This is a genomic window from Pseudomonas sp. MDT1-16 (assembly GCF_054898115.1).
Genome location: NZ_CM142717.1, coordinates 2,584,205 through 2,608,223, shown reverse-complemented (window position 1 = coordinate 2,608,223; position 24,019 = coordinate 2,584,205). Strand labels below are relative to the sequence as shown.

Here is a 24,019-nt window from a genome sequence, read left to right as displayed (position 1 = left end):
ATCCGCAACTATCAGGACTTTCTCAATCCTTGAAATAAGGCTTCATGACCGCCCGTAACCCGTGCACGAGGGCTGGCTCACGCTTCGCTATTCTTCATGACACAAACCGCGAGGACTGTTGAATGAATGGCCTGCGGCATGAGCGCCAGACGCAAAGGTCTGGCTACAGGGTTACAAGTTGAGCAGAGGATTGAATGATGAAGATGTTACTGATGGTCGAGTGCCCTAATGAACCCTTCAATTCCCTTGTCAAAGCCGGAAAAGTGGGCGAGGTCATTGAGCGCATTCTGGTCAGCATCAAGCCGGAGGCGGCGTACTTTACTGAGCAGGATGGCATGCGCGGCGGGATCTTTCTGGTCGACGTAAAAGACCCATCCGACATACCCGCTTTTGCAGAGCCCTTTTTTCTCAACTTCAACGCCAACTGCAAGTTCCGTATTGTGCTGAGCGCGCAGGATCTGCAAAAGGCCGATCTGGCGACGCTCGGGCAAACCTGGGCGTGAGGCGCCTCCATTGCGGGCGTCGATAGTCACCTTCATCGTGTGGCTGAAGGTGGTTCGGATCGTCTGATCGAAAACCGCGCTGCATGAATGAGTAGCTTTACCGCGGTACTCAACGAAAAGCCCGGCCTTACAAGCCGGGCTTTTTCGTGCGTCGCGACGCCAGCAATTGACCCTAGCCGGTACAGGTGCAGACCTTGGCCGCGTCACTTCAGCATTACTTGCCTCTATTTCTGACTTTTCGATTTCTCAAATATGCCTCGATTATGCCGACAAACCATTTAAATCCCGGGCTCTGCAGGTCAGTTAAAAGATAATTCGCCTGGATGCGCTGGGTCGCACGTTTCATCAGTAATGCTTGATCTGGACTAAGCCAACGGTGATTGACCGGTCGCTCTCATTTCGCGGTGGCCGTCTTGAACTTGGTCCAGGTTCGCATGCGCGCCCGCATGTCGGACTGGGGAATGTCCTTGCCAGGAATCAGCCGTGCGTAAGTAGCCTCATCGATGTAAATGTCCGGGTTGTCGCGCATTGTCGTATCGACGCTCGGACGTGCCTTGGCATCGCATAGGCGTAATCCGGATGTTTAGCGTCGACAGGAATCGCCATGGTATCCATCCACACCGTGGTGCCTTCACGGGGGATGCGGTACTGGAACGTGGTGTTCTTGCCTGCGGAATCCGCCGTCCGTTGCGCCTGAGTCATATCCCCGCTGTAACCGAGCGACAGGCACAGGTTGCCGTTCAGCAGGTCAGTCACCGGCTGCGACTGGAACTTGCGAATGTACGGCCGGGCGCCCTTCGCAGCCGCCTCACGCACCAGTTGCTCGGCCTGATCGAGGTTGTGTGGCAAGTCCCAGGTGCAGGGCATCTGGGTTGTAGCGATGGTCAGAAGCGTCATGGCATCAGCCCTCCACCGGCCAGGCGGGCTGTTGCTGGGTGATGCAATGCACTCCGCCACCGCCATGCGCCAAGTGATTGATTCGAACCGGCACCACTTCGCGCCCGGCAAACGCCTTGGCCAATACGGCGGCAGCCTTTTCGTCGGCCGCAATGCCGTAGGCCGGCATGATGATCGCGTCGTTGGCGATGTAGAAATTGGTGTACGAGGCGCAGAACACTTCAGCCTCGGTGTCCACGGCATCGGTGGCTTCATACAATTCGATCAGCTCGAACCGTCGACCCTGGGCATCGGTGGCCAGCTCCAGCGCACGACGGTTTTCGCGGGCCACTTCGGCATACACCGATTGCTGGTCGTGGGTGGCGTCTACCAGCAAAACCCCAGGACGGGCGAATGCGCACACGCCATCGACATGGCCGTCAGTCATATCGCCGGTCACATAGTCCGGATCGCCTGGCAGCCAGATCGTCTTTTTCACACCCAGCAGACGCGTGAAGATTTCCTCTATTTCAGCCTTATTCATGCCCGGGTTGCGATTGGGGTTGAGCAATACCGATTCGGTGGTGATCAGCGTGCCTTCGCCGTCCACATGGATGGCCCCGCCTTCATTACGCAGCGCGGTACCAAAGCACTCCACGCCCAAGTGAGTGAGTGCTCGACGCGCCAGGCTTTCGTCCAGGTGGTGGGCCGACTTGCCGCCCCACGCATTGAAGCGCCAGCTCACCCCTGCCAGGCCTTGTTGCGGATGGCAGACGAAGCTCGGACCCGAGTCCCGGCACCAGCTGTCGTTCACCGCCAGCTCGATCAATTCGATGTTCGGCCCACATAACGCTTTGGCGCTGACAACAGCAGAAGGATCGACGACCAGTTTCACCGGTTCGAAACGGGCGATGGCGTTGGCCACGCGAGCGAAGTCCTCTTGCACCAGTGGCAACGTCACGCCCCAATCGGACTCCCAGAGTGCTTTGTTGTGTGGCCAGACCATCCAGGTGGCGACATGCCTCACCCACTCGGCCGGCATCATCCAACCACTGTTTCGAACTGCAGTCTGCTGTATGACATGCTGCATGATAAAAAGCCCTTTAAGTTAAGTCATTGTGTTCAATGAAAACTGCTTGGGTGGTCCTGGCATGAATGCTACGGCCGTAAATACAGGCAAACAAACGATGGATTTTGCAGACAAATGATTAGAGGAACTTATCGATATGCTCAAGCATTGGCCGCCACTCAGCACCCTTCGCGGCTTTGAAGCCGCCGCCCGGCTGGGCAGCTTCCACAAGGCGGCCGCCGAGTTGCACCTCACCCAATCGGCGATCAGTCAGCAGATCCGCAGCCTTGAGGCGTACCTTGAACAACCCTTGTTCTTTCGCAGTGGACGCAGCGTCAGCCTGACCGATGCCGGTCACGATTTGCTCAGCACCACCCAGGCGATGCTGCAACAACTTGCCGTCGGCATTCGCCGCCTGGGGCAGTACCAAAAACCCAACCAACTGGTCCTCAACACCACACCGGCGTTCGCCCGTCACTGGCTTCTGCCGCGTTTGGGGGATTTTCGCCGCGAGCATCCGGACGTTGATCTATGGATTTTCAGTACCGATGAAGTCCCGGACATGACCACCCAGACTATCGACCTCGCGGTGCGCGATGACATCAGTTCCCAAGCCGAGTGCAGCTTCAAGGTGCTGCACGCCGACCGCCTCTATCCGGCGTGTCACCCGAACCTGTTGGCGTTGCCACGCGAACAGCGAACAACCCTTCACGGCGAGCGGGAAATGGACTGGAGTCACTGGGCGGTGGAGGCTGGCATTGATGTCGGTCAGAAAGATCAGGGGCTGAATTTTTCCGACCCCGGCCTTCTGCTGGACGCCGCGTGCGCAGGGCTCGGTATCGCTCTGGTCAGCCAATTATTGAGTCGACAGGCACGCGCCAATGGCGTGTTGCAACCCTTGGTGGAGCAAACCATTCGTGGTCCGAACTGGGCCATGCTGACCCATCGTGACAGTGAGAATAATGCGCTGGCGCGAAGCTTCAGTGCGTGGCTGCTGAGTAACCTGGAAGATCGCCTGTAACGTCCGCTGGTCGAGGCAGTCTTGATCTGTAGATTCAACATGACTATCTTTGAGTCTATGGATTCACGATGAGGTATTGAACATGGCCGTTGCCCTTCAGGAACAAGCCTTTACCAAGAGCCAGTGTGTGACGGGCCTGCGCGCCGCTGTCGGCATCCTCGAAAAATGGGGTGCGTCCAGCGATCAGGCCTGCCGCATCCTGCGCATTTCACGCAGCACCTACACCCGCGCCCGGCAGCGTGATCCCGACTGGGCTGTGACTCTGGACTCGGACCAGATGCAGCGCATCAGTTTTGTGCTCAACATCCACGCCGCGCTGCGCCTGGTTTTCGATAACCCGGAGAACGTCTACGGCTTCCCGTCGATGACCAACGACAACGAGTTTTTCAATGGGCGTAGCCCGCTCGAGATCATGTCTCAGGGCGATATGATTTCTTTGTATGAAACCTTTCGGCGCATTGACGTGCTGCGTGGTGCGCAATGGTAAAGGTGAACGAACTGGCAGAACGTGCCGGAGAGCAGTTACAGGCCTATCGACTGGTCAACTCAAAGTTTCCACCGATCGCGATGTTTGATGACGTTGCGGACGCGGATGAGTTTGAGGTGCTGTATCAGATACAGGCGCTGACAAATCCCAGGCTGAAAAATGAAGTGAGTCATCTTGAGTTGATTCCCCGTGATCAGATCCCTTTCGGCATTCCTGGCTGCTCTTACGCGACAGCGCCTTTTACCCACGTCAACCCGGCAGGTTCGCGGTTCAGCGATGGCAGTTTTGGGGTGTTGTACCTGGCGGATTCCATGGAAACGGCGCTGGCCGAGGTGCGGCATCACCAGAGTTTGTATTGGTCGAATGTCCCCAGCCTGAACTATGAGCGGTTCGTTTTTCGGGGACTGTCCTGCTCCTTCGTGGACGTGGCGATGAAAGATGCTGCAGCCATTGCGATGACTGATCCTGTCTACGCGCCTGACGATTACACGCACTCCCGTCACCTGGGGAAATCCATCAAAAAAGCGGGTTGTCCCGGCATTCGTTACAACTCCGTGCGCATGCAAGGTAGTTACTGCTGGGCGCTGATGACACCGAGACCGGTTTTATCAATCATTCAAGCAGCGCATTACGAGATGATCTGGAATGGGCAGGTGACCAGTGTCAGTAAGATCAGCGAAGCCTGATCGTCGGTTTTTGCAGTTAACGCTTTCGCCCCCACCACTGCTCACCCGGTTGTCGCTGAAGGCGGCTCGGATCGTCTGATTGAAAGTAGCGTTGCATGAATGAAAGATTTGGTTCACATTTTTGAGGATGACCAAGGTATGTCCAGGATCGATACCTCCTGGTTCGAAAGGAAGTTTTTAGATTCTTGAGCGCTATCACCGTCCTCGCCAAGAGGAGGCCTAATGAAGATTCTAACCACATGCAAGGGTGTTTTTATTCCTCTGGTGCTGTGCGTGGCTGTGCTCCTGGCCTTTGTGATTTCCTGCAGTACATTGCCGAGGATTGTGCCCGACATGGCTCGCGCGCCCTCTGCGCCCGTGCAACTCGACGGAGTACATGGACCTCTGTCAGCCGAGCGCAGCAAAGCCATTCTCGACCGACTTAAGTCCACCGGCGCAGAAACCAACATCTTCGATGTGCACCTCGCAATCGAAGAATCCATCACCGGTAGCCCGCTAACGGAAGGAAACAAAGTCGACTTGCTGCAGGACGGCCCCACCACCTACCAGTCGATGATCAAAGCCGTGGAGGCTGCGCGCGACCACATCAATATGGAGACCTACATCCTCGACGATGATGAAGTCGGCCAGCGCTTCGCCGCCGCATTGATCGCTCAGCAACAAAAAGGCGTACAGGTCAATCTGATCCGTGACAGCGTCGGAACCCTTGGAACACCATCAGCGTTTTTTTCTCGATTGACCGACGCGGGCATCAAGGTGCTGGAGTACAACCCAATCAATCCGGTGACGGCCAAAGTGGGCTGGGACGTGAACCAGCGCGACCACCGAAAGCTGCTGATAGTGGATGGCCGTATTGCCTTTCTCGGCGGGATCAACATCAGCAGCGTCTATTCGGGGGGCTCGTTCAGCTCTCACTCGAAGACTCGCCCAAATGGTGATTTGACTTGGCGCGATACCGACTTGCGCGTCGAGGGGCCCGTGGTTGCGGAACTGCAGAAGCTGTTCATCGGAACCTGGACTACCCAGAAAGGTGAACCACTCGCGGCTCGCCACTACTTTCCGCCACCTGAGCGCAAAGGCAGCGAGGTGGTGCGCGCCATCGGCAGCTCACCAGATGAGCCGTTTAGCCTGATCTATGCCACGCTGATTTCGGCGTTGCATAGCGCGCAGACCGAGATATGGCTGACTAACGCCTACTTTGTGCCCGATCCTCAGTTGCTGGCGGCACTCAAGGAGGCGGCAGCGCGTGGAGTCGACGTCAAGCTGGTGCTGCCTAGCAGCACCGATTCGTGGCTGGTGCTCCATGCCGGACGCGCCTACTACAGCGAGTTGCTGAAGGCCAACGTCAAGATTTACGAACGCCGTGACGCGCTACTCCACGTCAAGACTGCAGTAATCGATGGCGTGTGGTCGAGTGTCGGCTCCACCAACTTCGACTGGCGCAGCTTCCTGCACAACGATGAAGTTAACGTCGTTGTGCTGGGCACCGGGTTTGGAAAAAAGATGCAGGCGGCATTCATGGCTGATCTGGCCAAGTCGAACGAAATCAAGCTGGAAAAGTGGCAGCGTCGCTCGCTCGCTGTGAGAGCCAAAGAGCAGATGGCGCGACTCTGGGAATACTGGCTATAAGTCAAGTGGTGCGCCTTGAAAACTCGCAATGTCGCCCTGGACCACAGGTTGTGTCAGTTAACTTGGCTACCGGACTCGACAAAGTGGTTTTCAGGGCATCGACAGGTCCGAGCGGTCGGCAGAAGTCGGCTATCGGATTGCTCAAAGTGCTTGCGGACGGGGACTGGCAACGCTAGCGGTGAGGCATCTGATCCAGGAGGCGCAGTTGCATTGGAACCTTAAACAACGGGTTGCCAACGTATACGCTGGAAATATCGGCTCGGCAAAAATACTCAAACGGTGTGGCTTCTTGATCGAACATATATCTCGGCAAGAAGGGACAGAGCACGAATATCGGTTTGGCCTTTCGATTTAGATGAGTGAATGATTGGCCAATACGAAACGCACCAATGGCTTTAACCGCTTGATACCGGCTCAAGTTTGCGCAGCGGCTTGGCCGGGTCGTACAAAACACTGCTCGGTCACCGTTGCGCCCCATTGCTGCCCTTCATCGGCTCCATACCCAACAACTACACCCCGGAGCACACCCTCATGAAACGCCAAATCCTCCTCAGCATCGCTTTCTCGGTTTTTGCAGTTAACGCTTTCGCCGCTACCTCTGCTCACCCGGTTGTCGCTGAAGGCGGCTCGGATCGTCTGATCGAAAACCGCGCTGCATAAATGAATAGCGTGACCGCAGTACGCAACGAAAAGCCCGGCCTGAACAGCCGGGCTTTTTCGTGCGTAAAATAAATCAATCCCCACTTAATGCCTCTGCCGCACCTGTGATACATAACACCTGATTGTGAGTCCCGTACCCAATGAGGTTTGCCGATGCCCCGTTCCCCACGCTTACCGCAACTGCTGACCTGCGCCGTCCTCGGTTTACTCGCCTGCAGCGCACGAGCCAGCGCGCCCTCCCCGGCGCCCGATAGCTTGCAACCGTTGCTGGTGACGTTGAACGAGCGCCTGAGCATGGGCGATCTCGTGGCGCTGACCAAGTGGGACAGTGGCAGACCGATCCAGGACAGTGCCCGGGAAACGCAAGTCATCGCCAACGCCAGGAAGATGGCCGTTGACCGCAAACTGGACCCGGACGAAGTGGCCGAATTGATCGCGGCACAGATAGAAGCCAGCAAGCTGGTGCAGTACGGACTGATCGCTCATTGGCGAGCGGCTGGCAAAGCGCCTGACACGCCAAGGCCGGACCTCGCCAATCAAATCCGGCCCCAGCTGGATGCGTTGCAAAACCGTCTGTTGCAGCAATACGCTGACTTCGCGCCTTATCGCCATGACCCGGAATGCGCGAACTGGCTGGCCAAAGAACGATCCGGCCTGATCAAGGATAGTCTGCATGGTCAGGCACTGATACGCGCCACCGGGGAGTTGTGCGTCGCCGATCTATGAGTGTTTGCAAAACAACAAAAATACAGGAGTTGAAAATGTCTGAACTGAAACTGCATCCCAACGCTGCAGAATCCCTGAACCAATGGCATGAAATGATCAGCAAGCGTGACTTGAGCGCCTTGCCCGGTTTGTTGGACCCACAGGCGATATTCCGCTCGCCGATGGCTCACACGCCTTACCCGGGAGCGGCCGTGGTATCGATGATTCTCAACACGGTCATCGAGGTATTTGAGGATTTTGTCTACCACCGGGAGCTGTCGACGGCCGACGGGTTGAACGTCGTCCTGGAATTCAGCGCCAAAGTCGGCGGAAAAGAGCTGAAGGGCATCGACATGATCCGCTTCAACGAACAAGGAAAAATCATTGAGTTTGAGGTGATGGTCCGTCCCTTGAGTGGCCTGCAAGCCTTGGGCGAGCAAATGGGACAACGCCTTGGCGCTTACCTGGCGGCCAGCAAAGCCTGATGACCCCGGCTGATAGAACGCGTAAAGCCGCGCAACGAGAACACCGATGAATACCCATTTTGAGACAAGTGATGCCCCTGAGTCCAAGACCCAGTGCGATGGAAACATTCACCCCCTCCCCCATCAGCCGCCGGTGGTAACAGCATGATCGAGGTCACCGAGGTTTCCATTGCCGAACTGCGTGCCGCGCTCGAGTCTGGCCGAACCACTGCGGTTGAGCTTGTCCAGGCCTACCTCGCCAGGATCGATGCCTACGACGGACCCGACACGCCCACCGCCCTCAACGCGGTGGTGGTTCGAAACACCGAGGCACTCAACGAGGCGCAGGCGTCCGATGCCCGTCGGGCCAAGGGCGAGACGCTGAGTCCGCTCGATGGCATTCCCTACACGGCCAAGGACAGTTATCTGGTCAAGGGGCTCACCGCCGCCTCTGGAAGTCCCGCGTTCGCGAACCTGATTGCTTATCGCGATGCGTTCACGATCGAACGGCTTCGCGCCGCTGGCGCGATCTGCCTGGGCAAGACCAATATGCCGCCCATGGCAAACGGCGGCATGCAGCGCGGGGTCTACGGCCGTGCGGAAAGCCCATACAACGGTGACTATCTCACCGCTCCTTTCGCATCAGGCTCATCGAACGGCGCCGGTACTGCCACCGCCGCCAGTTTTGCGGCATTCGGCCTCGCGGAAGAAACTTGGTCGAGCGGTCGCGGTCCTGCCTCGAACAATGGTTTGTGCGCCTATACGCCTTCGCGCGGGGTGATCTCGGTGCGCGGGAACTGGCCGTTGACGCCGACGATGGACGTTGTCGTGCCGTATGCCAGAACCATGGCCGACCTCCTCGAGGTGCTCGACGTGGTGGTGGCGGATGATCCCGACACACGGGGCGACCTGTGGCGGATGCAACCCTGGGTGCCGATTCCGAGTGTCGCCTCGGTGCGTCCCGCCTCCTATGGGTCGCTTGCCGCGGATACTGATGCGCTCGCCGGAAAGCGATTTGGCGTTCCCCGCATGTACATCAACGCGGATCCGGATGCCGGTACGAGCGATGCGCCTGGCATCGGTGGTCCGACGGGGCAGCGAATCATCACTCGTCCTTCCGTGATCGGGCTCTGGGAGGCCGCTCGCAAGGCACTCGAAACCTTGGGTGCCGAAGTCGTCGAAGTCGATTTCCCGTTGGTCTCCAATTGCGAAGGTGATCGCCCCGGTGCGCCGACCGTGTTTACTCGAGGCCTGGTGTCCAAAGAGTTCCTTCACCATGAGTTGTGGGACCTGTCGGCCTGGGCGTTCGATGATTTTCTGCGGGCCAATGGAGATCCCACGTTGAACCGTCTGGCCGATGTCGACGGACCGCTGATTTTCCCGCACGATCCGGGCACTCTCCCCAACCGGGAGGACGACCTTGCCGCTGGCATGGACGAGTACGTGAAGATGGCCGAACGCGGCATTACACCGTGGGACCAGATCGCCACATTGCCTGACGGGCTGCGCGGACTTGAAAAGACACGTCGAATCGATCTGGAAGACTGGATGGATCGGCTGGGGCTCGATGCGGTGATATTCCCGACCGTGGCCGATGTTGGGCCAGCGAATGCCGATGTCGACCCGAAGTCTGCGGATATCGCGTGGAGCAACGGCGTATGGGTCGCCAACGGCAATCTCGCCATCCGGCACCTGGGTGTTCCCACGGTCACCGTGCCGATGGGCGTCATGCCGGACATCGGCATGCCCGTCGGGCTGACCTTTGCCGGTCGTGCCTATGACGATTCGGCGCTGCTGCGCTTGGCGTCGGCGTTCGAGTCAGTTGGGACAAAACGATTAATCCCGCCTCTCACCCCACCATTGCCGGGTGGTAAAAAATAGCCATGGCGGGACTGGGGCATTACACGCTCTAATCCCGCCCACTAACGGCAAAGCAGGCCAACGACGCAGGAGTTCATATAGTCACTGCGTTTCGTCTACCCTCACAAAGCGCCCTTCAGCAATCAGCGTGTGCCTAGCGCAGCGACATTTTTGCGCTAATGAAACGGAGAACTTACATGCTCAAGCGTACCCTGGCATTGGCCATCGGCTTAACCCTGTCTTGTTGTACCCTGCTGACGCAGGCCGCCGACACCCTGAAAGTCAGCGCCATTCCTGATGAAGCGCCTACCGAACTGCTCCGCAAGTTCAAGCCCCTTGGCGCTTATCTGGAACAACAAACAGGCATGAAGGTCGAGTTCGTGCCAGTGACCGACTATCCGGCCGTGGTAGAGGCGCTGGCCACCGACCGAATCGACCTTGCCTGGCTGGGCGGCTTCACGTTCGTGCAGACACGCCTGAAAACCGGCAATGCCATTCCGTTGGTACAGCGCGAACAAGACGCCCAGTTCACCAGCAAGTTCATCACCGCCGACCCAACCATCAAGTCCCTCGCCGATCTCAAGGGCAAGACCTTCGCCTTCGGTTCGGTGTCATCCACTTCAGGCAGTCTCATGCCGCGCTATTTCATGCTGAAGGACGGCATCAAACCGGAAACGTACTTTAGTCGCGTGGGCTACTCCGGTGCCCATGACGCCACCGTCGCCTGGGTCCAGGCCGGTAAGGTGGACGCCGGGGTGCTGAACGCCAGCGTGTGGGAAAAACTGGTCGCCGCCGGCAAGGTCGACACCACCAAGGTCAGAGTGTTTGCGACCACCCCGGCCTACTACGACTACAACTGGACGGTGCGCGGGACCCTCGACCCGGCGCTGGCGGCCAAGATAAAGGCCGCCTTTCTTGCGCTCGATCCGGCGAACCCGAAGGACAAGGAGATTCTGGATCTGCAGGCCGCCAGCCGCTTCATCGAAACCAAGCCTGAAAACTACAAGGGTATCGAGGAAGCCGCACGCGCCGCCGACCTGCTCAAATGACGTTGCGTCTGACCCAGGTCAACCTTACCCACGCCAACGGCGTCCAGGCGCTGCGTGGCGTGGACCTGCACATCGGTGAAAGCGAACAGGTCGCCATCATCGGCCCGTCAGGCGCGGGTAAGTCGAGCCTGCTCAACCTGCTGGCCACCGCCCTGCGACCGGACAACGGCCAGCTGCAGGTGCTCGGCGAACGAGCCTGGCAGCTTTCTGCCCGTCAGCGTCAGCGTCTGCGCGCTCGCATCGGTCTGATCCATCAGTCGCCCCCCTTGCCACCGCGCCTGCGCGTGGTCACCGCGGTTCTGGCCGGAAAGCTTGGCCAGTGGGGTCTTGGCAAGAGCCTGCTGAACCTGCTGCATCCATTGGATATTCCGGGCGCACGCGCGGCATTGGCCAGGCTGGACCTGAGTGACAAGTTGTTCGCGCAATGCCAGCAGCTGTCCGGTGGACAGCTACAGCGCGTGGGCATTGCCCGCGTGTTGTATCAAGCCCCCGAAGTGTTGCTGGCCGATGAGCCGGTATCGGCCATGGACCCGGTGCTCGCCGAGCACACGCTTTCGGTGCTCTGCCGCCATGCCCGGGAGCAGAACGTCACCCTGGTCGCCAGCCTGCATGCGGTGGAACTGGCCCTGGTGCATTTTTCGCGGATCATCGGCCTGCGTGATGGACAGATCCTGTTCGACCTGCCGGCCGGCGCTGTCGACCGCGAGCTGCTCGACAAGCTCTACGCCAACGAACAGCTGCAAGCCTCGCCCATTCCTCCGGCACCCATGAGTGTGCAGATTCCCCGATGCTGACGCGCGATACCCGAGACCCCGCCACCCGCCCCCGTCTGCTGCTCATTCTGCTGGCCCTTGCCCTGCTGTGGCCGGGCATCCGCTTCAGCGAGTTGGACCTGAGCGTACTGGTAGCAAGTGACAGTCAGAGCGAGATCGGCAAGTTTGTATCAGCCTTCTGGCCACCGGCCCATGACGAGGCGTTCATTGAGCTGTTGTTGCAAGCCACCCTGCAGACCCTGGCCATCGCCACGGCCGGCATGGCCCTGGCGTTGCTCTTGGCAGTCCCCGCCAGCCTGTTGGCCAGCCGGGCTCTGTCGCTGTCGGCTGCGTCCCGTGCCGGCCATCCGAGCTATTGGGGCCAGCTGCTGCGTTGGCCGGTACGCGGTTTACTGATCTTCCTGCGCAGCGTGCCGGAAATCGTCTGGGCCCTGCTGTTCGTGCGTGCCGTCGGGCTCGGCCCGACTGCCGGGGTCCTGGCGATTGCCATTACCTACAGCGGCATGCTGGGCAAGGTCTACGCAGAAATTTTCGAGTCGGTTGATCAGCGCCCGGTCCACGCGCTGCTGCAGGCCGGCAGTGGTCGGCTCGGGGCGTTTTGCTACGGGATCCTGCCCAATGTCGCTGCGGAGCTGCTGTCGTACACGGTGTACCGCTGGGAATGCGCCATCCGCGCCTCAGTGGTGATGGGCTTCGTCGGCGCCGGCGGTCTGGGCCAGCAAATGGATTTGTCGCTGCGCATGTTTGCCGGCGATGAAGTGGCCAGTCTGTTACTGACGTTTCTCGTGCTGGTGCTGCTCGCCGATCAACTCAGCCGCCTGCTGCGCTGGAGGCTGGCATGAATCGCCTGCTCAACCTGGTACTGGTCCTGTGCATCGGCGCAGCGGTCGCCGCCTCGTTCACCTATCTGGGCATCGACCTCACCGAACTGGGTGACACCGGCAATTTGAACCAGATGGGTGCCTATGCGCAGCGTTTTCTCAGTCCGGACCTGAGCACGGCGCATCTGCAAGCCATCGGCCATGGCGCCCTGGAAACCATCGCCATGTCCGCCCTTGGCACCCTGCTCGCAGCGGTGCTCGGTCTGCTGCTGGCACTGCCCGCGGCCGGCCGATTCGGCTGGCCGCTGCAGAGCGCGTCGCGCCTCGTGCTCAATGCCCTGCGCGCGATTCCGGAACTGGTGTGGGCCGCGTTGATGGTCCTTGCCGCCGGGCTCGGCCCGAATGCCGGCACCCTGGCATTAGCCCTGCACACTACCGGCGTGCTCGGCCGCCTGTTCGCCGAAGCGCTGGAAAACACCCCACCCGAACCGGCCGAAGCTATCCGCCTGCAGGGCGCCAATGCCGTGTGGGCTTTCTGTTACGGCACATTGCCCAATCTATTGCCACAACTACTGGCCTACATCCTGTACCGCTGGGAGAACAACATCCGCATGGCCAGCGTGCTCGGCTTCGTCGGCGCAGGTGGTTTGGGGCAGATGCTCTATGTCAGCCTCAGCCTGTTCCAGGAAGCTCAAGCCAGCACTATTATTTTGGCCATGCTGTTATTGGTGTTGGTCGTCGATACGCTGAGCAGCTGGAGCCGCCAACGCTGGGTCAAGGCCTGAGGATTGAACGCCAACGCCGACGGAAAAGCGTCGAAGGGAATCTTTCGGAGAGACGCGACGCCCATTCCCTGGCGCGTCTGGTGGGAATCTTGCGGGCTATGTCCACAAAGGGGGTGACGATCAGGCTATAGAGCGTCAGGTAACGGTCGTGATCCTGTTCGCCGGTGCCGAACTGAATGGGCTCGGGCGTCGAGTGTGTGACGTAGAGCGTACCGAACATCCAGTCCCAGACTGACAGGTTGGTACCGAAGTTCCTGTTGAAGTGTCGGGGCGCGTCACTGTGGTGAATCTGATGTTGCGCGGGGCTGTTCAGCACATGCTCGACCACGGGCCCAAATGAGAGCCAGACATGGCTGTGACGCAGGTTGGCCGCCAATGCATTGAGGATGAAGACCATATAGGTCACGCCAAACAAGGTATACCGGCTGATCTCTCCGCCACAGGCGTACCAAAAGACCCCGGCATAGGCGCCGAGGCAGACAGTGTCTATCAGTTTTTCGACAATTTTTTCCACAAAGTGAATCCGGCTTGCCGTCGCCGGTACCAGGACGGGCGCGGAATGATGGACTTTGTGGAACGCCCACAGATACCGGGAATGAAAGGCGCGGTGGACCCAGTAATGGATGAAGTCTTGCACCAGAAACACGCCCAGCCCGTAGAGCAGGGAGAGTGAAAGGTTCTCCCCCACCTGCACGCGGGCACCCCAAAGATGGGTGAAAAACGAGATATAGTCGCCGGAGCGCAGGACGTACGGGTCAACCAGGCCAACAATCGGCAGCACCAGCGCGACTTTCAGGATGGCCCGCACGAAGTAGTACCGGTAATCCAGCAACGCCGAGCGATGAAAATGAACCCGGCGTCCGCCGATGAACTGCCCGAAAGAACGTGCGTCGGTCAGCCCGCGAGACTGTCTGAATCGGTAAAGGCCGTAGGCGATGCTGTAGGACAAGCAGAGAAACACGATGCCGAAGCGGCCGTTCAGATCGAAAATGCCAAAAAACTGGTCCGTGACAGGCCCGATCACCCACTTGATCAGGTAGTCATATAGAAGCGCGAAAACATCCATGAACGGCTGCCCTCTGTAAAAGGGGGGGGATTGTAAATCAGATCGGAACCACCGCGTGTTCCGCGCCTGACGAATGTCGCAAAGTCCTACTGCGACTGAAACGTCTGAAGGTACGCCAACAGATTTTCGATCTTTTCCGAATCGCTTAGCCCCCAGAAAATCATGCGAGTGCCGGGTATCACTGCTTTGGGATCTTCGAGGTACGCGGTCAGCGTTTCGCGGGTCCAGACAATGCCGGCTGATTTCATGGCATCGGAATAGTGGTAATCCTTGGTGCTGCCCGAAGCGCGTCCAAAAATGCCGTTGAGCTGCGGACCAAAAGAACCCCGTGCCGACTCCCCGACTTGATGGCAGCCACCGCATATCCGCTTGAACAGTGTCGCACCCGCTTCGGCATCGCCGGCCGCTGGTGCTTGCGTGCTGAATAGCCCCGTACTGAGTACCAGGGCGAAGGTGAGTACAGCCGCTTTCTGCATGTTTCTGCTCCCATTCATGTGTGGCTTGGCGCGAGTGAATCAACTCGCGCTCGGTTGAAACTTCTTCCTGTCAGCCGCCGGCAGCAAACCCACTCGCTGCCGGAAAAGTCTACGGAACGAATTGCCGTCTTCAGGGCTGGCGAACATGTCCAGGTCGAAATTCTCGGCATGCTTCACCCAGATCATGGGGATAGGCCGCGGGTGACGGCGTACGTCGAGCCAACCGAACGGTAAAATAATCGCCTCTGTGAGTAAGGGTCTGCAAGGTCCTGCCGATAACGACAAGGCGTCACGCTCGTTTGCCGCCGTTTTATGGACCCGAAAGCCTTAGCAGGGACTTTACATGCGCCACCTCAGACACCTTACTTCCCCTCTGAATCAGCAAAAGATCGCTGGCGTCACCTTCCATTTCGATCCGTCTGACCAGAACGAACTGGTGACTGTGCTTCAGCGTTTTTTTGCCAAGCCGGATCAACATGCCTTGCTGGATATTCCCGAGGAAACCCGCAGCGTGTTCCTGCTCGAAGGTGAGCGCAAATGGGTGTTGAAACACAACCGCCTGATCCACTGGAAAAAGCAACTGCAGAATTTCCTGGGCCTCAAGCGTGTGTTCGGGCTGCATGACCTGACCAACGAATTCATCAATCTGTCGGTGGTGTCCGCCAAGTCAGAATCGTCGCCGAGAGTGGCCGCATTCGGCCATGTCGGACGATTTCCGTTTCTCAAAGAAGAGTATTTGCTGGTCAGCTTTTTCGACAACCATTGCAGTGTCGATGACCGGCTGATCGCCCAACCCGAACAGGCGCAAACGCTGCTGTTGGACATCTTCCAATTGTTTGGGCAGACGCTGGTCGAGGGGTTTGTTCACATGGACCCGCACCCCAAGAACATCCTGATTGGCCCGGATGGCAGGCTGCGCCTGATCGATTTCGAATGCTGTGCGCATTCGGTGCTGGATCACGACTTCAGCCTGGGGTTTCTGCTGGGTTACTTCTATCGTTTCTGGTTCAACACGTTCATTTCGGTTGAACACTACAACGAGTGCTGTGAACGCTACCTGAAGGATCAGCACCCGCCATTGAACCGGGAAGTTTTCCAGGCGGTGTATGCGCGCTTTCGCGACCGTGATGTGTCACGGAGCACGCGTTACCGCATCCTCACGTGCCCCAAGGCCCAAGCTGCATTCCTGCACGCGCTGAGGTAACCGGCAGCGGTTGACTCAGCCTTGCTTCAAATCGAGGCAGTAGGTGTAGTAACCCGTATCGCGCACATAGCCCAAGGATTCGTACAAGCGTTGCGCGCCGACGTTGTCCGTGGCCGTTTCCAGCACCATACCTTTGGCGCCGGTCAACAGCGCAAAGGCTCGCGCGGTGTTCATCAGCAACCTGCCTACCCCTTGCCCTCGGGCGGCAGGTGTTGTGAAGAGGTCGCCGAGCAGCCAGGTGCGGTGTGCGTCGATGGAGGAGAACGTCGGGAACAACTGGACGAAACCCAGCGCCTCGCCGCTGGGAGCCTGGGCGAAGAAGATCGCGGATTCGTCCCGGGCGATGCGCTCGGCGATAAACGCGCGAGACTGCGCCAGGTTCGGTGGCTGGCCGTAGAAGCCTCGATAGGCGTCGAAGAGGCTGGTGATTTTATCGATGTGGGATGCGTCGGCGCGTAGGGCCTGGATGTCCATGGATGTCGTCTCCGTACGAAAGCTGTCGAAAGCGCCTGAGGCTGATCAGCCTGGAAGTCTAGCACCGGGTATTCAATTGTCCCGGACTGACTGGACAGCAAGCGCTGAAGTCCTGGCCAGCAGGTAGTAGAGGATGCCCGGCACCACCAGACCCACAATCCACGAAATATCGACACCGCCGAGTTGCGCGACCATCGGCCCGGAGTAGAAGTGAGTATCGACGAAGGGCAACTGGATCAATACACCGAGGACATACACGCTGATCCCGCGCATGTTCCAGCGGCCATAACGACCCGCCGGGTCAGACAGTGCCGCAATGTCATAGCGCTCCTTGTTGATGAAGTAGTAATCCACCAGATTGATCGCGCTCCACGGCGTGAAGAAGGTCAGCAAAAACAGAATGAAATACTTGAAGGCGTTGAGAAACGAGTGCTGGCCCAGCAGCGCGAGCGTGGTGGACGCCGCGACAATCACCAACACAAACACCATGCGCTGCCTGGCGGAGATCTCGAGACGACTGCGAAAGCCACTGATGATCGTGGCCACGCACATGAAGCTGCCATAAGCGTTGAGCGTGGACACCGTGACCTTGCCGAACACCACGCTCAAGTACAGCAGGGACGCCATCACACCGGTGCTGCCCAACCCGACGATAGTCGCCACTTCGTGACCGCGGAAATTCGCACCGGCCAATGCCGCCGCGAATACCCCCAGCACCATGGACGCCTGGGCGCCCAGCACCGTTCCAAGGCCAACGGCAGCAAACGTCTTCCAGGACGAGGTCTTGCTCGGCAGGTAGCGTGAGTAGTCAGCCACATAAGGGCCAAAGGCGATCTGCCAGGACGCGGAAAGGGATACTGCCAGCAGGAAAGTGCTCCAGCCGAAGTGGCGGTTCTCCAGCAACAGGCCGATATCGTTGAGCGTCATCAACCGGGTAAACAGATAGACGAAGGCAATGATGCCCAGCACGCTGGCCACCCTGCCGACCAGGTGGATAACCCGGTAACCGAAGATCGTCAGAAACGCGATGCAGGTGGCAAAAATCAGGATGCCGGCGCTGTCGCTGACAGGGATCAACTGGGCAATGGCCTGCCCTGACAGTACCGCGCCGGTGGCGCTGAAACCGAGGTACATCAGGCACACCAGCACAATCGGGATGGCCGCCCCATAGACCCCGAACTGCACACGACTGGAGATCATCTGCGGCAGCCCGAGCTTCGGCCCTTGTGCCGCGTGCAGGGCAACCACCGCACCGCCGAGCACCTGGCCGATCAGCAAGCCAATGAGTGACCAGAACACATCACCGCCCAGCACCACGGCCAGGGCGCCGGTGACGATCGCCGTGATTTGCAGGTTGGCGCCGAGCCACAGGGTGAACTGGCTGTAGAGGCTGCCATGACGCTCGGCCTCGGGAATGTAATCGATCGAACGTGTCTCGATCAGGGGACTTCGCTGCTGACTATCGCTGACCTTGGTCATTTACGGTGTTCTCTTCTTATGGGTAGGCGCTAAATGCCAATCAGTGAATTGATTTGAGCGACGACTCACTCTTTGTAGCAGCTGGCGCAGCCTGCGTTCGGCTGCGAAGCAGTCGTAAAATCAGAACACGCGATATGTCAGGTAGACCGCATATATCGGATCGACGACTGCTCCGCAGCCGAACGCAGGCTGCGCCAGCTGCTACAGATCGCATTACGGCTTAACTGACGGGCATTGGGGCTGACTGTTGCTTTTATTGTTGTTCAGTCACGGCGACTTGAGCCGGCCGCTGATCAAGACCCACGAACGGCGCCTTGGCCCACACGACCTTGCCGCCGACCACGGTCATCAGCACCTCGTTGCGTGCCAGCTCATCCTCGGGCACTTGCATGAAGTTCTTGTCCAGGACGATCACGTCGGCGAACTTGCCGACCTCGACCGAACCGACAACAGCGTCCAGTTTCAACTGCTCGGCCGCGTTCATGGTGATGGTGCGCAGCACTTCAGTGCGCGACAGCGCCGGGTCGGCATTCAGCCTGCCCGCATACTTGGGACCGTAGCTGTGCGGGTTCAGTGGATCGCCTGAGCGGGTGACCCCGACCTTCAGTGCGAGGAATTCGTCGAGCGGGTCGACGGGCCAGTCGCTGCCATACGCAACACGCCCGCCGGCACGAGCGATGCTGCCGGATGGCTCCATACGGGCAAAGCGCGCAGGCCCGAGATGATCGCTGGTGCCGTCGACCGTGGACGGCGCCTGCTGCGCCCACTGGAAGGACATGTTGGCGGTCACGTCGAGCGCCTTGAAGCGCGCATAGTCGGCGGGGTCCACCGACTCGTTGTGCGTAATGGCTGGGCGGAAGCCATTGCCCGGCAGTTGCTGGCGCACGTATTCGATGCCGTTCAGTGAGTCACGCACCGCTCGGTCTCCGGTGGCATGAAGGTGCGGATCGAGGCCGGCCTGGACGGCCTTCAGCAGCAGAGAGTTGAGCACTTGCGGCGGGAAATACAGCTCACCGACATTCTTGCCTGACGTCCATTTGGGCGCTGCATCGGTTCCGGCATTGCGCAGGTACGGCGTCAACATCGCACCCGTGTCCGCCGGCGCGTTGATGATGCCATCCATGAATAATTTGACGTGACGCATGCTCACGCCCGGCGCGGGTTTCGCATCGCCCTGGTCGTAAGTCGTGGCCAACGCCTTGGCCTCGGCGATGGTTTTCGCCGGGTCTGCAGCCGCGGCGGCAGGGTCCAGTTTGATCGCCAGCAAGGCCCGGGCGGTCAGCTCGCCCGACTGCTGCAAGGCGGTGAAAGCTTTGCCATTTTCAGGCCCCGACAGGGCATCGAAGAAACTGGTGATGCCTTGCTGGCGCAGGGCGTCGAGCGCCGCACGGGTCTGCTTGAGTTTTTCTGCGTCGGTGGCTGGCGGAACCACCGAGGCCATGGCATCGGCAGCGCCGTCTTCGCAAATGCCGGTCGGGTTGCCGGCGCTGTCGCGCACATACTTGCCATCACCGGGATTGGCCGTGTGCTTGCTGATGCCAGCCACTTCCAGGCCGCGAGAGTTGGTCAGCACGGTATGGAAATCAGTGGACCGAACCTGAATCGGTCGATCGGTCTTGAGCGCATCCAGCGTCGATTTGTCCGGGTCGCCGTCAAGTCCGTCCATGCCCATGCGATCCCAACTGCCCACTTCCAGCCAGACATCGGGGCCTTTGCCCTTGTCGGCATCCAGGCACGCCTGAATGGTTTCCTGGAAAACCTTGCGGGTCATCGTCTGATATTTCAGGTCGCACAGCGTCATGGCGCGGCCGCCGTCCCCCGGATGCATGTGTGCATCGATGAAGCCCGGCATCACCATGCGTCCCGCCAGATCGATCAGCTGCGTCTGCTTGCCGATGTACGAAGAAACGCCTTCATCGCTGCCGACATACACGATCTTCCCGCCCGAGACGGCGATCGCCTGCTGCACGGAATTCTGGCCGTCGACGGTGTAGACATAGCCGTTGCGCATCACCCTGTCAGCGGGTGTCGAACCCTGCGTCTGACACCCCACCAGTGCCATGCAGGAAAATGCCGTTGTCACGCCAACGGCGATAAATAGCCTGGAAAATTTCAAATGCCTCACCTCTGTTTTTATAGTTTTAGAAGTGCCCGAACAGACTGCCGTGCAAACCCCTGATATGCAGGGCATACCCTATAGAGCACGGCGCTCGGATAGACCTCCACAAATGAGGAGGGGTAAGGCGATTAGTTGGAAATACCGCGGGTTAATCGCGGCGCGTTGCGTCCGCAAGCGAGGTCGAAGAACGCAGGACAGAACCCAGTTCCACCTTGCTCTTCACACCGAGCAGCAAGTAGCAATTGCGCAGATAAGTGCGCACTGTCGCAGGGCTCAAGGCAAGGATCTTGGCAATTTCCTTATAGGAATGGCCCGCCGCGAACAGCCTCGCGGCAGTGCGCTCGCGAGGCGCCAGCACCGCCCCGCGCGACTGTGTTTCGAGCGACAGAACGACATGCTCGGCGTTAGGGATCAGTGTCAGTGCGCAGCGACCCAGGCGCATGACGCAAGGTGCCTTTTGCAGCTGCGCGATCACATCAAAGGGAAGCATTGAACCACTCCACCCAGGCAACTCGCGCTGAATGGTGGCGCACAGCCTTGCTCCCACGTACAGCAAACTGCCGTCCATACGCGCGACCCCGAAGTCAGTCGCCCCGTTGCCCGTATCGAAGCGGATCATGTCCTGCACCTGAAAGCGCCACAGCTGCAACAGATGGTCGCAGAACGCCGAAAACAACCCGGCTTCGCTGTCATTGAACGCCGCAGCATCACTGCCACGGTAGAGACAGACAAAGAACATCAAGCCGCTTTCGGGCAACTCGAAGGTGATGCACATCAGGTGGTAGAGGTCGTGGCGCCGAGCGAACGCATCCACGTTTTCATCCGGGTCGGTGAACCCGCTGTCGCGCACGACCTCGCCGGGTTGGCTCAAGGTGTCATGGGAGAATTTGTCGCTGCCCGCACTCTTGTGCCATTCGGCGGCAAACGACTCCGGCAGATTGATTCGCCCGTGCATCCAGCTTTTGGGCGGAGCATCGGCGCCTGATGCGGACATCTCGCCCCACCAGGCTGACGCGAAGGGCACCAACTGATGGAAGGCTTGCAGGCCGTCAGCGATGAATTGGGAGGCGCCGCGATCTCGGGCAAGACGACCCAGCTGGAGCACGCACAGATTGAATGCTTTCAGCGTTGCCATCGACGTATTGCCGCCAACTTCGTCACCCTCCTCCATTGATGTGATCCTGATTGCTACGTGGCGTATTAATTTGACGATGCCATAGGCTCGGTTATGGCGTCCAGCGCGATACAGCTATCCAGATAAAACCTTCGCCGGATTGAGAACTGAGTATGCTTGGTAGCCTCTGAATCCCCATTGAAAAGGAGTTCGAATGAAAACGGATTGGCAGCAAATTCGAGAAATGATGAACACTGTCATCGACAGCTGTGAGCAGATCGAAGCGGCAGGTTACTGCGAAGAACATCGCGCCGCGACCGTGGCTATCAAAGGCGTCGATTACTCCGTTCAGGAGTTCTTGATCAGTGCCTGGACACTGCCTGAGAACATTCGCTATCAGATTATTCGTGAGCGGCATGAGGCCGGGAGTAACCTCCCTTACGTACCGGAAGCAGCTCGTATTCTGGTTGCCATGGCGCAGGCTGGCGCAGAGTTGGTCGGGGCTTACGACGTTGCTCCCGCCAAGAAAGCCATTGAAGGGATGAATCATTGGTACAAAACGTATGCGGTGCCTCATGTGACGACAGCTATTAAGCGCGTAAAGAACCAACCTGACGCGTAGCGCAGAACCAGTGCCGATAAAGTGCTGGCAACTCTACGTGATGTGGTGAGCGCTTTTTTGACTGAGCTGATCGAGATTTTCGGGGCAGCGTAAGCGTTAACCGGCGCGAGCCCCCCACAATTATCGGCTCAAGGCATCAAGTCCAGCGGTAACGTCTCGTCTTTCGCTCGCTCGTCGTACCAACGCTTCAATGACTCAGGCAAGCGACCTTGCCAGCCCGGTACGTTGGTGTAGTAACGAGCCCTTTCAGCTGATGTTGTCAGCGCATTGATTGCGTTGTTTCAGCCACTGGCGTTGATCCGCCTTCAGCGCCTTGGGATCGGCGACCTCAGGCAGCGTCGAACTCCAGAGTGCGCCCAGTTTTCGGTCAAGATCCGAGGTGTAGGGGTCCGCACAGATGGCTTTTTCGCTGACGTTGGCGGCGCTGTCGAAGTTGAAGCTGCTGGCGTGGGCAGCTGCGGACAAGAAGACAGGCATCAACAGGAAAGCGTAAGGGGTCTTGAAACGAGAAAACGTTGAGGGCATCGACAGATTCCATTCTATGGGCGGCGCCAGTATGCCCAAGTCCATGAGCGCGGGCATTTGAAAACGATGGATCGGTGGTGCTTTGCAACCCGGCGCTCGCTCACCACACACGTGGTGAGCGTTTTCAGGTGGTCGTGCGGCGGTTGCAGACAGATTGAATTAAAACCGGCGCCTTGCGGGCGCCGGTTGTATTTTCAATGCTTAGAGATTTTTTGCCATCGTCTCGGTGATGGCTTTTAAACCTTGTTGGGTGCTCTCCTTCCAGTCGTTTTCGGTGACGACCTGCACGCCTTCGCGGTTCTGCCTCACGATTTCGACAGCCGGGGACGCGTTGCCTGTTTCCACTTTCAGGTGAAGCTTGTTGTTCACGCCTGCTGTGAGGAAACCTGGCGACATCCACGACCAGAACTCAATGACATGCACGGTGACGGCTTGGGTATCGGCAGTCTTTTCACCGCTCTGGACAACGCGATAGCCCGCTTGGCCATAGGCCGCGGCAATGCTCTTGGCGATCAGGTCGCTGAGCTTGGTGCCTTCTGGCAACAACACATCACCCAGCGCCATGCCGTAGCCGTTGCGTTTACGGGCGATAGCACGCTCGGTGATGGTTTTGTCGGTGATCTCGCCATCCTTGAGGGACGGAATCTCGGGAATTTCAGGTTTGAGTTCGAAGCGGCGCTCGTCGAGCACCGTGATAGCGACTTTCTGGCCATTGCCGTTCGCGGCTTGAGGTGCGTCTACGCCGACTACCGAACGACTGGTCACGCACCCGAACAAGGCGGTCGTAGCCAACAACAAGCAGGCGAGTTTCAGGTATTTCATGACGACTCCGGTCATTGTGATCAGTCCATTTTTCGATTCAGGAAGGCAAGCAGGTTTCGCGCGCCCTCGCTGTCGAGCCCCGATGTAAAAACCGGGGCTTGCGAAGGCATTAAGTGAATCGGCAGCGCGGCGGAAATCGTGAGCGAGGGGACACGATTTTTGTTTAAAAGGACGAAGCCGGTTTTAAACGCGGATGTCGCTGACCGGGACTACGTCGATCCGCGCCACGGGCCCCGTCAAGTGCGCCAAGTCTGCGTTGTGCTCGGCGATGATGTCTTCGGCGGCGAGGTTGCCGTTGTCGACGGTGGAATGTGCATCGGCGGCGAGCACCACGTCATAGCCCTGGGTCAGGGCCTGACGGACGGTGGCATTGACGCAATAGTCGGTTTGCAGGCCGCAGATGATCAGGCGGTCAACGTCCTTATGTTTCAGCAATTGCAGCAGGTTGGTCTGGTAGAACGAATCCGGGGTGGTTTTGCGTACGCGCAAGTCATGGGATGACGTTTCCAGCCCCTCAGCCAACTGCCAGCCTTCAGAACCATGTTGCAGCAGCTCGCCCTTTTCTTCGTGCTGGATGAGGATAACCGGGATATTGGCATCTCGGGCTCTGGTACTGAGGTCGTTGATGTTCTCGATAACGCGCTTGATCTCAAAACACTCGTACTCGCCAGTGCACAAGGCGTGCTGGACGTCGATGATCAGCAGTGCGGTAGCCATGGTCCCTTCCTTG

Annotated in this window: 24 protein-coding genes and 3 pseudogenes; 16 read left to right on the top strand and 11 right to left on the bottom strand. The window is 58.7% G+C overall.

Features of this window, described 5'->3' with window-relative positions; all coding sequences use genetic code 11:
* Positions 1-197 precede the first annotated feature (197 nt).
* Positions 198-503, top strand: a complete 306-nt coding sequence (locus tag ACYZT3_RS11750) for a panthothenate synthetase (protein ID WP_282377758.1) — start codon at positions 198-200, stop codon at positions 501-503.
* A 394-nt stretch (positions 504-897) separates the two neighbouring features.
* Here the strand turns inward: ACYZT3_RS11750 and ACYZT3_RS11745 are convergent.
* Together ACYZT3_RS11745 and ACYZT3_RS11740 are read right to left on the bottom strand one after the other, a co-directional pair.
* A pseudogene (locus ACYZT3_RS11745) lies at positions 898-1,349 on the bottom strand (type 2 periplasmic-binding domain-containing protein); the annotation flags it as partial.
* Positions 1,350-1,404: 55 nt separating this feature from the next.
* Positions 1,405-2,469, bottom strand: coding sequence for an agmatine deiminase family protein (locus tag ACYZT3_RS11740; protein WP_462032134.1), 1,065 nt, complete (start codon positions 2,467-2,469; stop codon positions 1,405-1,407).
* 136 nt (positions 2,470-2,605) lie between these two features.
* On the opposite strand from ACYZT3_RS11740, the gene ACYZT3_RS11735 reads away from it, so the two are divergent.
* The 13 genes and pseudogenes from ACYZT3_RS11735 (at position 2,606) to phnE (ACYZT3_RS11675) (ending at position 13,388) form a co-directional block, all read left to right on the top strand.
* The gene (locus ACYZT3_RS11735) at positions 2,606-3,469 is read left to right on the top strand and encodes a LysR substrate-binding domain-containing protein (RefSeq protein ID WP_282377751.1); all 864 of its coding nucleotides are present in this window, start codon (positions 2,606-2,608) and stop codon (positions 3,467-3,469) included.
* Between the two features lie 82 nt (positions 3,470-3,551).
* Positions 3,552-3,956, top strand: a complete 405-nt coding sequence (locus tag ACYZT3_RS11730) for an antitoxin Xre-like helix-turn-helix domain-containing protein (protein ID WP_282377750.1) — start codon at positions 3,552-3,554, stop codon at positions 3,954-3,956.
* Entirely contained in the window at positions 3,950-4,642 is a 693-nt protein-coding gene (locus ACYZT3_RS11725) for an RES family NAD+ phosphorylase (RefSeq protein WP_462032133.1), read from the top strand. The genes ACYZT3_RS11730 and ACYZT3_RS11725 overlap by 7 nt, the downstream gene beginning before the upstream one ends.
* 222 nt (positions 4,643-4,864) lie before the next feature.
* The gene (cls, locus tag ACYZT3_RS11720) at positions 4,865-6,271 is read left to right on the top strand and encodes a cardiolipin synthase (RefSeq protein WP_282377748.1); all 1,407 of its coding nucleotides are present in this window, start codon (positions 4,865-4,867) and stop codon (positions 6,269-6,271) included.
* Positions 6,272-6,362: 91 nt separating this feature from the next.
* A pseudogene (locus ACYZT3_RS11715) lies at positions 6,363-6,626 on the top strand (GNAT family N-acetyltransferase); the annotation flags it as partial.
* Positions 6,627-6,802: 176 nt separating this feature from the next.
* Positions 6,803-6,928: pseudogene (locus ACYZT3_RS11710) on the top strand (phage infection protein); the annotation flags it as partial.
* A gap of 156 nt (positions 6,929-7,084) precedes the next feature.
* Positions 7,085-7,657 carry a chorismate mutase gene (locus tag ACYZT3_RS11705; protein ID WP_462032132.1) on the top strand — a complete coding sequence of 191 codons (573 nt, stop codon included), beginning with the start codon at positions 7,085-7,087 and terminating at the stop codon, positions 7,655-7,657.
* 35 nt (positions 7,658-7,692) lie between these two features.
* Entirely contained in the window at positions 7,693-8,121 is a 429-nt protein-coding gene (locus ACYZT3_RS11700) for a nuclear transport factor 2 family protein (protein ID WP_462032131.1), read from the top strand.
* 144 nt (positions 8,122-8,265) lie between these two features.
* Positions 8,266-9,981: an amidase gene (locus ACYZT3_RS11695; RefSeq protein ID WP_462032130.1), complete on the top strand. Its 1,716-nt coding sequence runs from the start codon at positions 8,266-8,268 to the stop codon at positions 9,979-9,981.
* A gap of 176 nt (positions 9,982-10,157) precedes the next feature.
* Positions 10,158-11,009 carry a putative selenate ABC transporter substrate-binding protein gene (locus ACYZT3_RS11690; protein WP_282377744.1) on the top strand — a complete coding sequence of 284 codons (852 nt, stop codon included), beginning with the start codon at positions 10,158-10,160 and terminating at the stop codon, positions 11,007-11,009.
* Positions 11,006-11,803: a phosphonate ABC transporter ATP-binding protein gene (locus tag ACYZT3_RS11685; protein ID WP_282377743.1), complete on the top strand. Its 798-nt coding sequence runs from the start codon at positions 11,006-11,008 to the stop codon at positions 11,801-11,803. Before ACYZT3_RS11690 ends, ACYZT3_RS11685 begins: the two co-directional genes overlap by 4 nt.
* Positions 11,797-12,624, top strand: coding sequence for a phosphonate ABC transporter, permease protein PhnE (gene phnE, locus ACYZT3_RS11680; protein ID WP_462032129.1), 828 nt, complete (start codon positions 11,797-11,799; stop codon positions 12,622-12,624). Before ACYZT3_RS11685 ends, phnE (ACYZT3_RS11680) begins: the two co-directional genes overlap by 7 nt.
* Entirely contained in the window at positions 12,621-13,388 is a 768-nt protein-coding gene (gene phnE, locus ACYZT3_RS11675; RefSeq protein WP_462032128.1) for a phosphonate ABC transporter, permease protein PhnE, read from the top strand. Before phnE (ACYZT3_RS11680) ends, phnE (ACYZT3_RS11675) begins: the two co-directional genes overlap by 4 nt.
* On the opposite strand, the gene ACYZT3_RS11670 is transcribed toward phnE (ACYZT3_RS11675), so the two are convergent.
* Complete coding sequence (locus ACYZT3_RS11670) at positions 13,378-14,454, bottom strand: sterol desaturase family protein (RefSeq protein ID WP_462032127.1); 1,077 nt, start codon at positions 14,452-14,454, stop codon at positions 13,378-13,380. The genes phnE (ACYZT3_RS11675) and ACYZT3_RS11670 overlap by 11 nt on opposite strands.
* Before the next feature lie 86 nt (positions 14,455-14,540).
* A complete protein-coding gene (locus ACYZT3_RS11665; RefSeq protein ID WP_282377739.1) occupies positions 14,541-14,930 on the bottom strand; it encodes a c-type cytochrome in 390 nt (129 codons plus the stop codon).
* A 343-nt stretch (positions 14,931-15,273) separates the two neighbouring features.
* Between ACYZT3_RS11665 and ACYZT3_RS11660 the strand changes: the two genes are divergently transcribed.
* Entirely contained in the window at positions 15,274-16,134 is an 861-nt protein-coding gene (locus tag ACYZT3_RS11660) for a phosphotransferase (protein WP_462032126.1), read from the top strand.
* A 15-nt stretch (positions 16,135-16,149) separates the two neighbouring features.
* On the opposite strand, the gene ACYZT3_RS11655 is transcribed toward ACYZT3_RS11660, so the two are convergent.
* The 4 genes from ACYZT3_RS11655 to ACYZT3_RS11640 all read right to left on the bottom strand — a co-directional run bounded on the left by ACYZT3_RS11655 (position 16,150) and on the right by ACYZT3_RS11640 (position 21,377).
* Positions 16,150-16,608, bottom strand: coding sequence for a GNAT family N-acetyltransferase (locus ACYZT3_RS11655; protein WP_282377737.1), 459 nt, complete (start codon positions 16,606-16,608; stop codon positions 16,150-16,152).
* 72 nt (positions 16,609-16,680) lie between these two features.
* Complete coding sequence (locus tag ACYZT3_RS11650) at positions 16,681-18,087, bottom strand: purine-cytosine permease family protein (protein ID WP_462032125.1); 1,407 nt, start codon at positions 18,085-18,087, stop codon at positions 16,681-16,683.
* A gap of 253 nt (positions 18,088-18,340) precedes the next feature.
* Complete coding sequence (locus ACYZT3_RS11645) at positions 18,341-20,203, bottom strand: amidohydrolase (RefSeq protein ID WP_282377735.1); 1,863 nt, start codon at positions 20,201-20,203, stop codon at positions 18,341-18,343.
* A 151-nt stretch (positions 20,204-20,354) separates the two neighbouring features.
* The gene (locus ACYZT3_RS11640; protein ID WP_462032124.1) at positions 20,355-21,377 is read right to left on the bottom strand and encodes a helix-turn-helix transcriptional regulator; all 1,023 of its coding nucleotides are present in this window, start codon (positions 21,375-21,377) and stop codon (positions 20,355-20,357) included.
* A gap of 157 nt (positions 21,378-21,534) precedes the next feature.
* On the opposite strand from ACYZT3_RS11640, the gene ACYZT3_RS11635 reads away from it, so the two are divergent.
* Entirely contained in the window at positions 21,535-21,942 is a 408-nt protein-coding gene (locus ACYZT3_RS11635; protein ID WP_462032123.1) for a hypothetical protein, read from the top strand.
* A 246-nt stretch (positions 21,943-22,188) separates the two neighbouring features.
* Here ACYZT3_RS11635 and ACYZT3_RS11630 read toward each other — a convergent pair whose 3' ends face one another.
* The 3 genes from ACYZT3_RS11630 to ACYZT3_RS11620 all read right to left on the bottom strand — a co-directional run bounded on the left by ACYZT3_RS11630 (position 22,189) and on the right by ACYZT3_RS11620 (position 24,006).
* Positions 22,189-22,467: a lysozyme inhibitor LprI family protein gene (locus ACYZT3_RS11630; protein ID WP_282377732.1), complete on the bottom strand. Its 279-nt coding sequence runs from the start codon at positions 22,465-22,467 to the stop codon at positions 22,189-22,191.
* A gap of 201 nt (positions 22,468-22,668) precedes the next feature.
* Positions 22,669-23,289: a YajG family lipoprotein gene (locus ACYZT3_RS11625; RefSeq protein WP_282377731.1), complete on the bottom strand. Its 621-nt coding sequence runs from the start codon at positions 23,287-23,289 to the stop codon at positions 22,669-22,671.
* 183 nt (positions 23,290-23,472) lie between these two features.
* Positions 23,473-24,006: a cysteine hydrolase family protein gene (locus ACYZT3_RS11620; protein ID WP_282377730.1), complete on the bottom strand. Its 534-nt coding sequence runs from the start codon at positions 24,004-24,006 to the stop codon at positions 23,473-23,475.
* Positions 24,007-24,019 lie beyond the last annotated feature (13 nt).

What these genes read in the sequence shown, in the direction of transcription:
- ACYZT3_RS11700 (WP_462032131.1), top strand. Translation starts at nt 7,693, where the DNA reads ATGTCTGAACTGAAACTGCATCCCAACGCTGCAGAATCCCTGAACCAA.
- ACYZT3_RS11625 (WP_282377731.1), bottom strand. Translation starts at nt 23,289, where the DNA reads ATGAAATACCTGAAACTCGCCTGCTTGTTGTTGGCTACGACCGCCTTG.
- ACYZT3_RS11670 (WP_462032127.1), bottom strand. Translation starts at nt 14,454, where the DNA reads ATGGATGTTTTCGCGCTTCTATATGACTACCTGATCAAGTGGGTGATC.
- ACYZT3_RS11735 (WP_282377751.1), top strand. Translation starts at nt 2,606, where the DNA reads ATGCTCAAGCATTGGCCGCCACTCAGCACCCTTCGCGGCTTTGAAGCC.
- ACYZT3_RS11635 (WP_462032123.1), top strand. Translation starts at nt 21,535, where the DNA reads ATGAAAACGGATTGGCAGCAAATTCGAGAAATGATGAACACTGTCATC.
- ACYZT3_RS11730 (WP_282377750.1), top strand. Translation starts at nt 3,552, where the DNA reads ATGGCCGTTGCCCTTCAGGAACAAGCCTTTACCAAGAGCCAGTGTGTG.
- ACYZT3_RS11640 (WP_462032124.1), bottom strand. Translation starts at nt 21,377, where the DNA reads ATGGAGGAGGGTGACGAAGTTGGCGGCAATACGTCGATGGCAACGCTG.
- ACYZT3_RS11660 (WP_462032126.1), top strand. Translation starts at nt 15,274, where the DNA reads ATGCGCCACCTCAGACACCTTACTTCCCCTCTGAATCAGCAAAAGATC.
- ACYZT3_RS11620 (WP_282377730.1), bottom strand. Translation starts at nt 24,006, where the DNA reads ATGGCTACCGCACTGCTGATCATCGACGTCCAGCACGCCTTGTGCACT.
- ACYZT3_RS11690 (WP_282377744.1), top strand. Translation starts at nt 10,158, where the DNA reads ATGCTCAAGCGTACCCTGGCATTGGCCATCGGCTTAACCCTGTCTTGT.
- ACYZT3_RS11650 (WP_462032125.1), bottom strand. Translation starts at nt 18,087, where the DNA reads ATGACCAAGGTCAGCGATAGTCAGCAGCGAAGTCCCCTGATCGAGACA.
- ACYZT3_RS11725 (WP_462032133.1), top strand. Translation starts at nt 3,950, where the DNA reads ATGGTAAAGGTGAACGAACTGGCAGAACGTGCCGGAGAGCAGTTACAG.
- ACYZT3_RS11665 (WP_282377739.1), bottom strand. Translation starts at nt 14,930, where the DNA reads ATGCAGAAAGCGGCTGTACTCACCTTCGCCCTGGTACTCAGTACGGGG.
- phnE (WP_462032129.1), top strand. Translation starts at nt 11,797, where the DNA reads ATGCTGACGCGCGATACCCGAGACCCCGCCACCCGCCCCCGTCTGCTG.
- cls (WP_282377748.1), top strand. Translation starts at nt 4,865, where the DNA reads ATGAAGATTCTAACCACATGCAAGGGTGTTTTTATTCCTCTGGTGCTG.
- ACYZT3_RS11750 (WP_282377758.1), top strand. Translation starts at nt 198, where the DNA reads ATGAAGATGTTACTGATGGTCGAGTGCCCTAATGAACCCTTCAATTCC.
- ACYZT3_RS11685 (WP_282377743.1), top strand. Translation starts at nt 11,006, where the DNA reads ATGACGTTGCGTCTGACCCAGGTCAACCTTACCCACGCCAACGGCGTC.
- ACYZT3_RS11695 (WP_462032130.1), top strand. Translation starts at nt 8,266, where the DNA reads ATGATCGAGGTCACCGAGGTTTCCATTGCCGAACTGCGTGCCGCGCTC.
- ACYZT3_RS11705 (WP_462032132.1), top strand. Translation starts at nt 7,085, where the DNA reads ATGCCCCGTTCCCCACGCTTACCGCAACTGCTGACCTGCGCCGTCCTC.
- phnE (WP_462032128.1), top strand. Translation starts at nt 12,621, where the DNA reads ATGAATCGCCTGCTCAACCTGGTACTGGTCCTGTGCATCGGCGCAGCG.
- ACYZT3_RS11740 (WP_462032134.1), bottom strand. Translation starts at nt 2,469, where the DNA reads ATGCAGCATGTCATACAGCAGACTGCAGTTCGAAACAGTGGTTGGATG.
- ACYZT3_RS11655 (WP_282377737.1), bottom strand. Translation starts at nt 16,608, where the DNA reads ATGGACATCCAGGCCCTACGCGCCGACGCATCCCACATCGATAAAATC.
- ACYZT3_RS11630 (WP_282377732.1), bottom strand. Translation starts at nt 22,467, where the DNA reads ATGCCCTCAACGTTTTCTCGTTTCAAGACCCCTTACGCTTTCCTGTTG.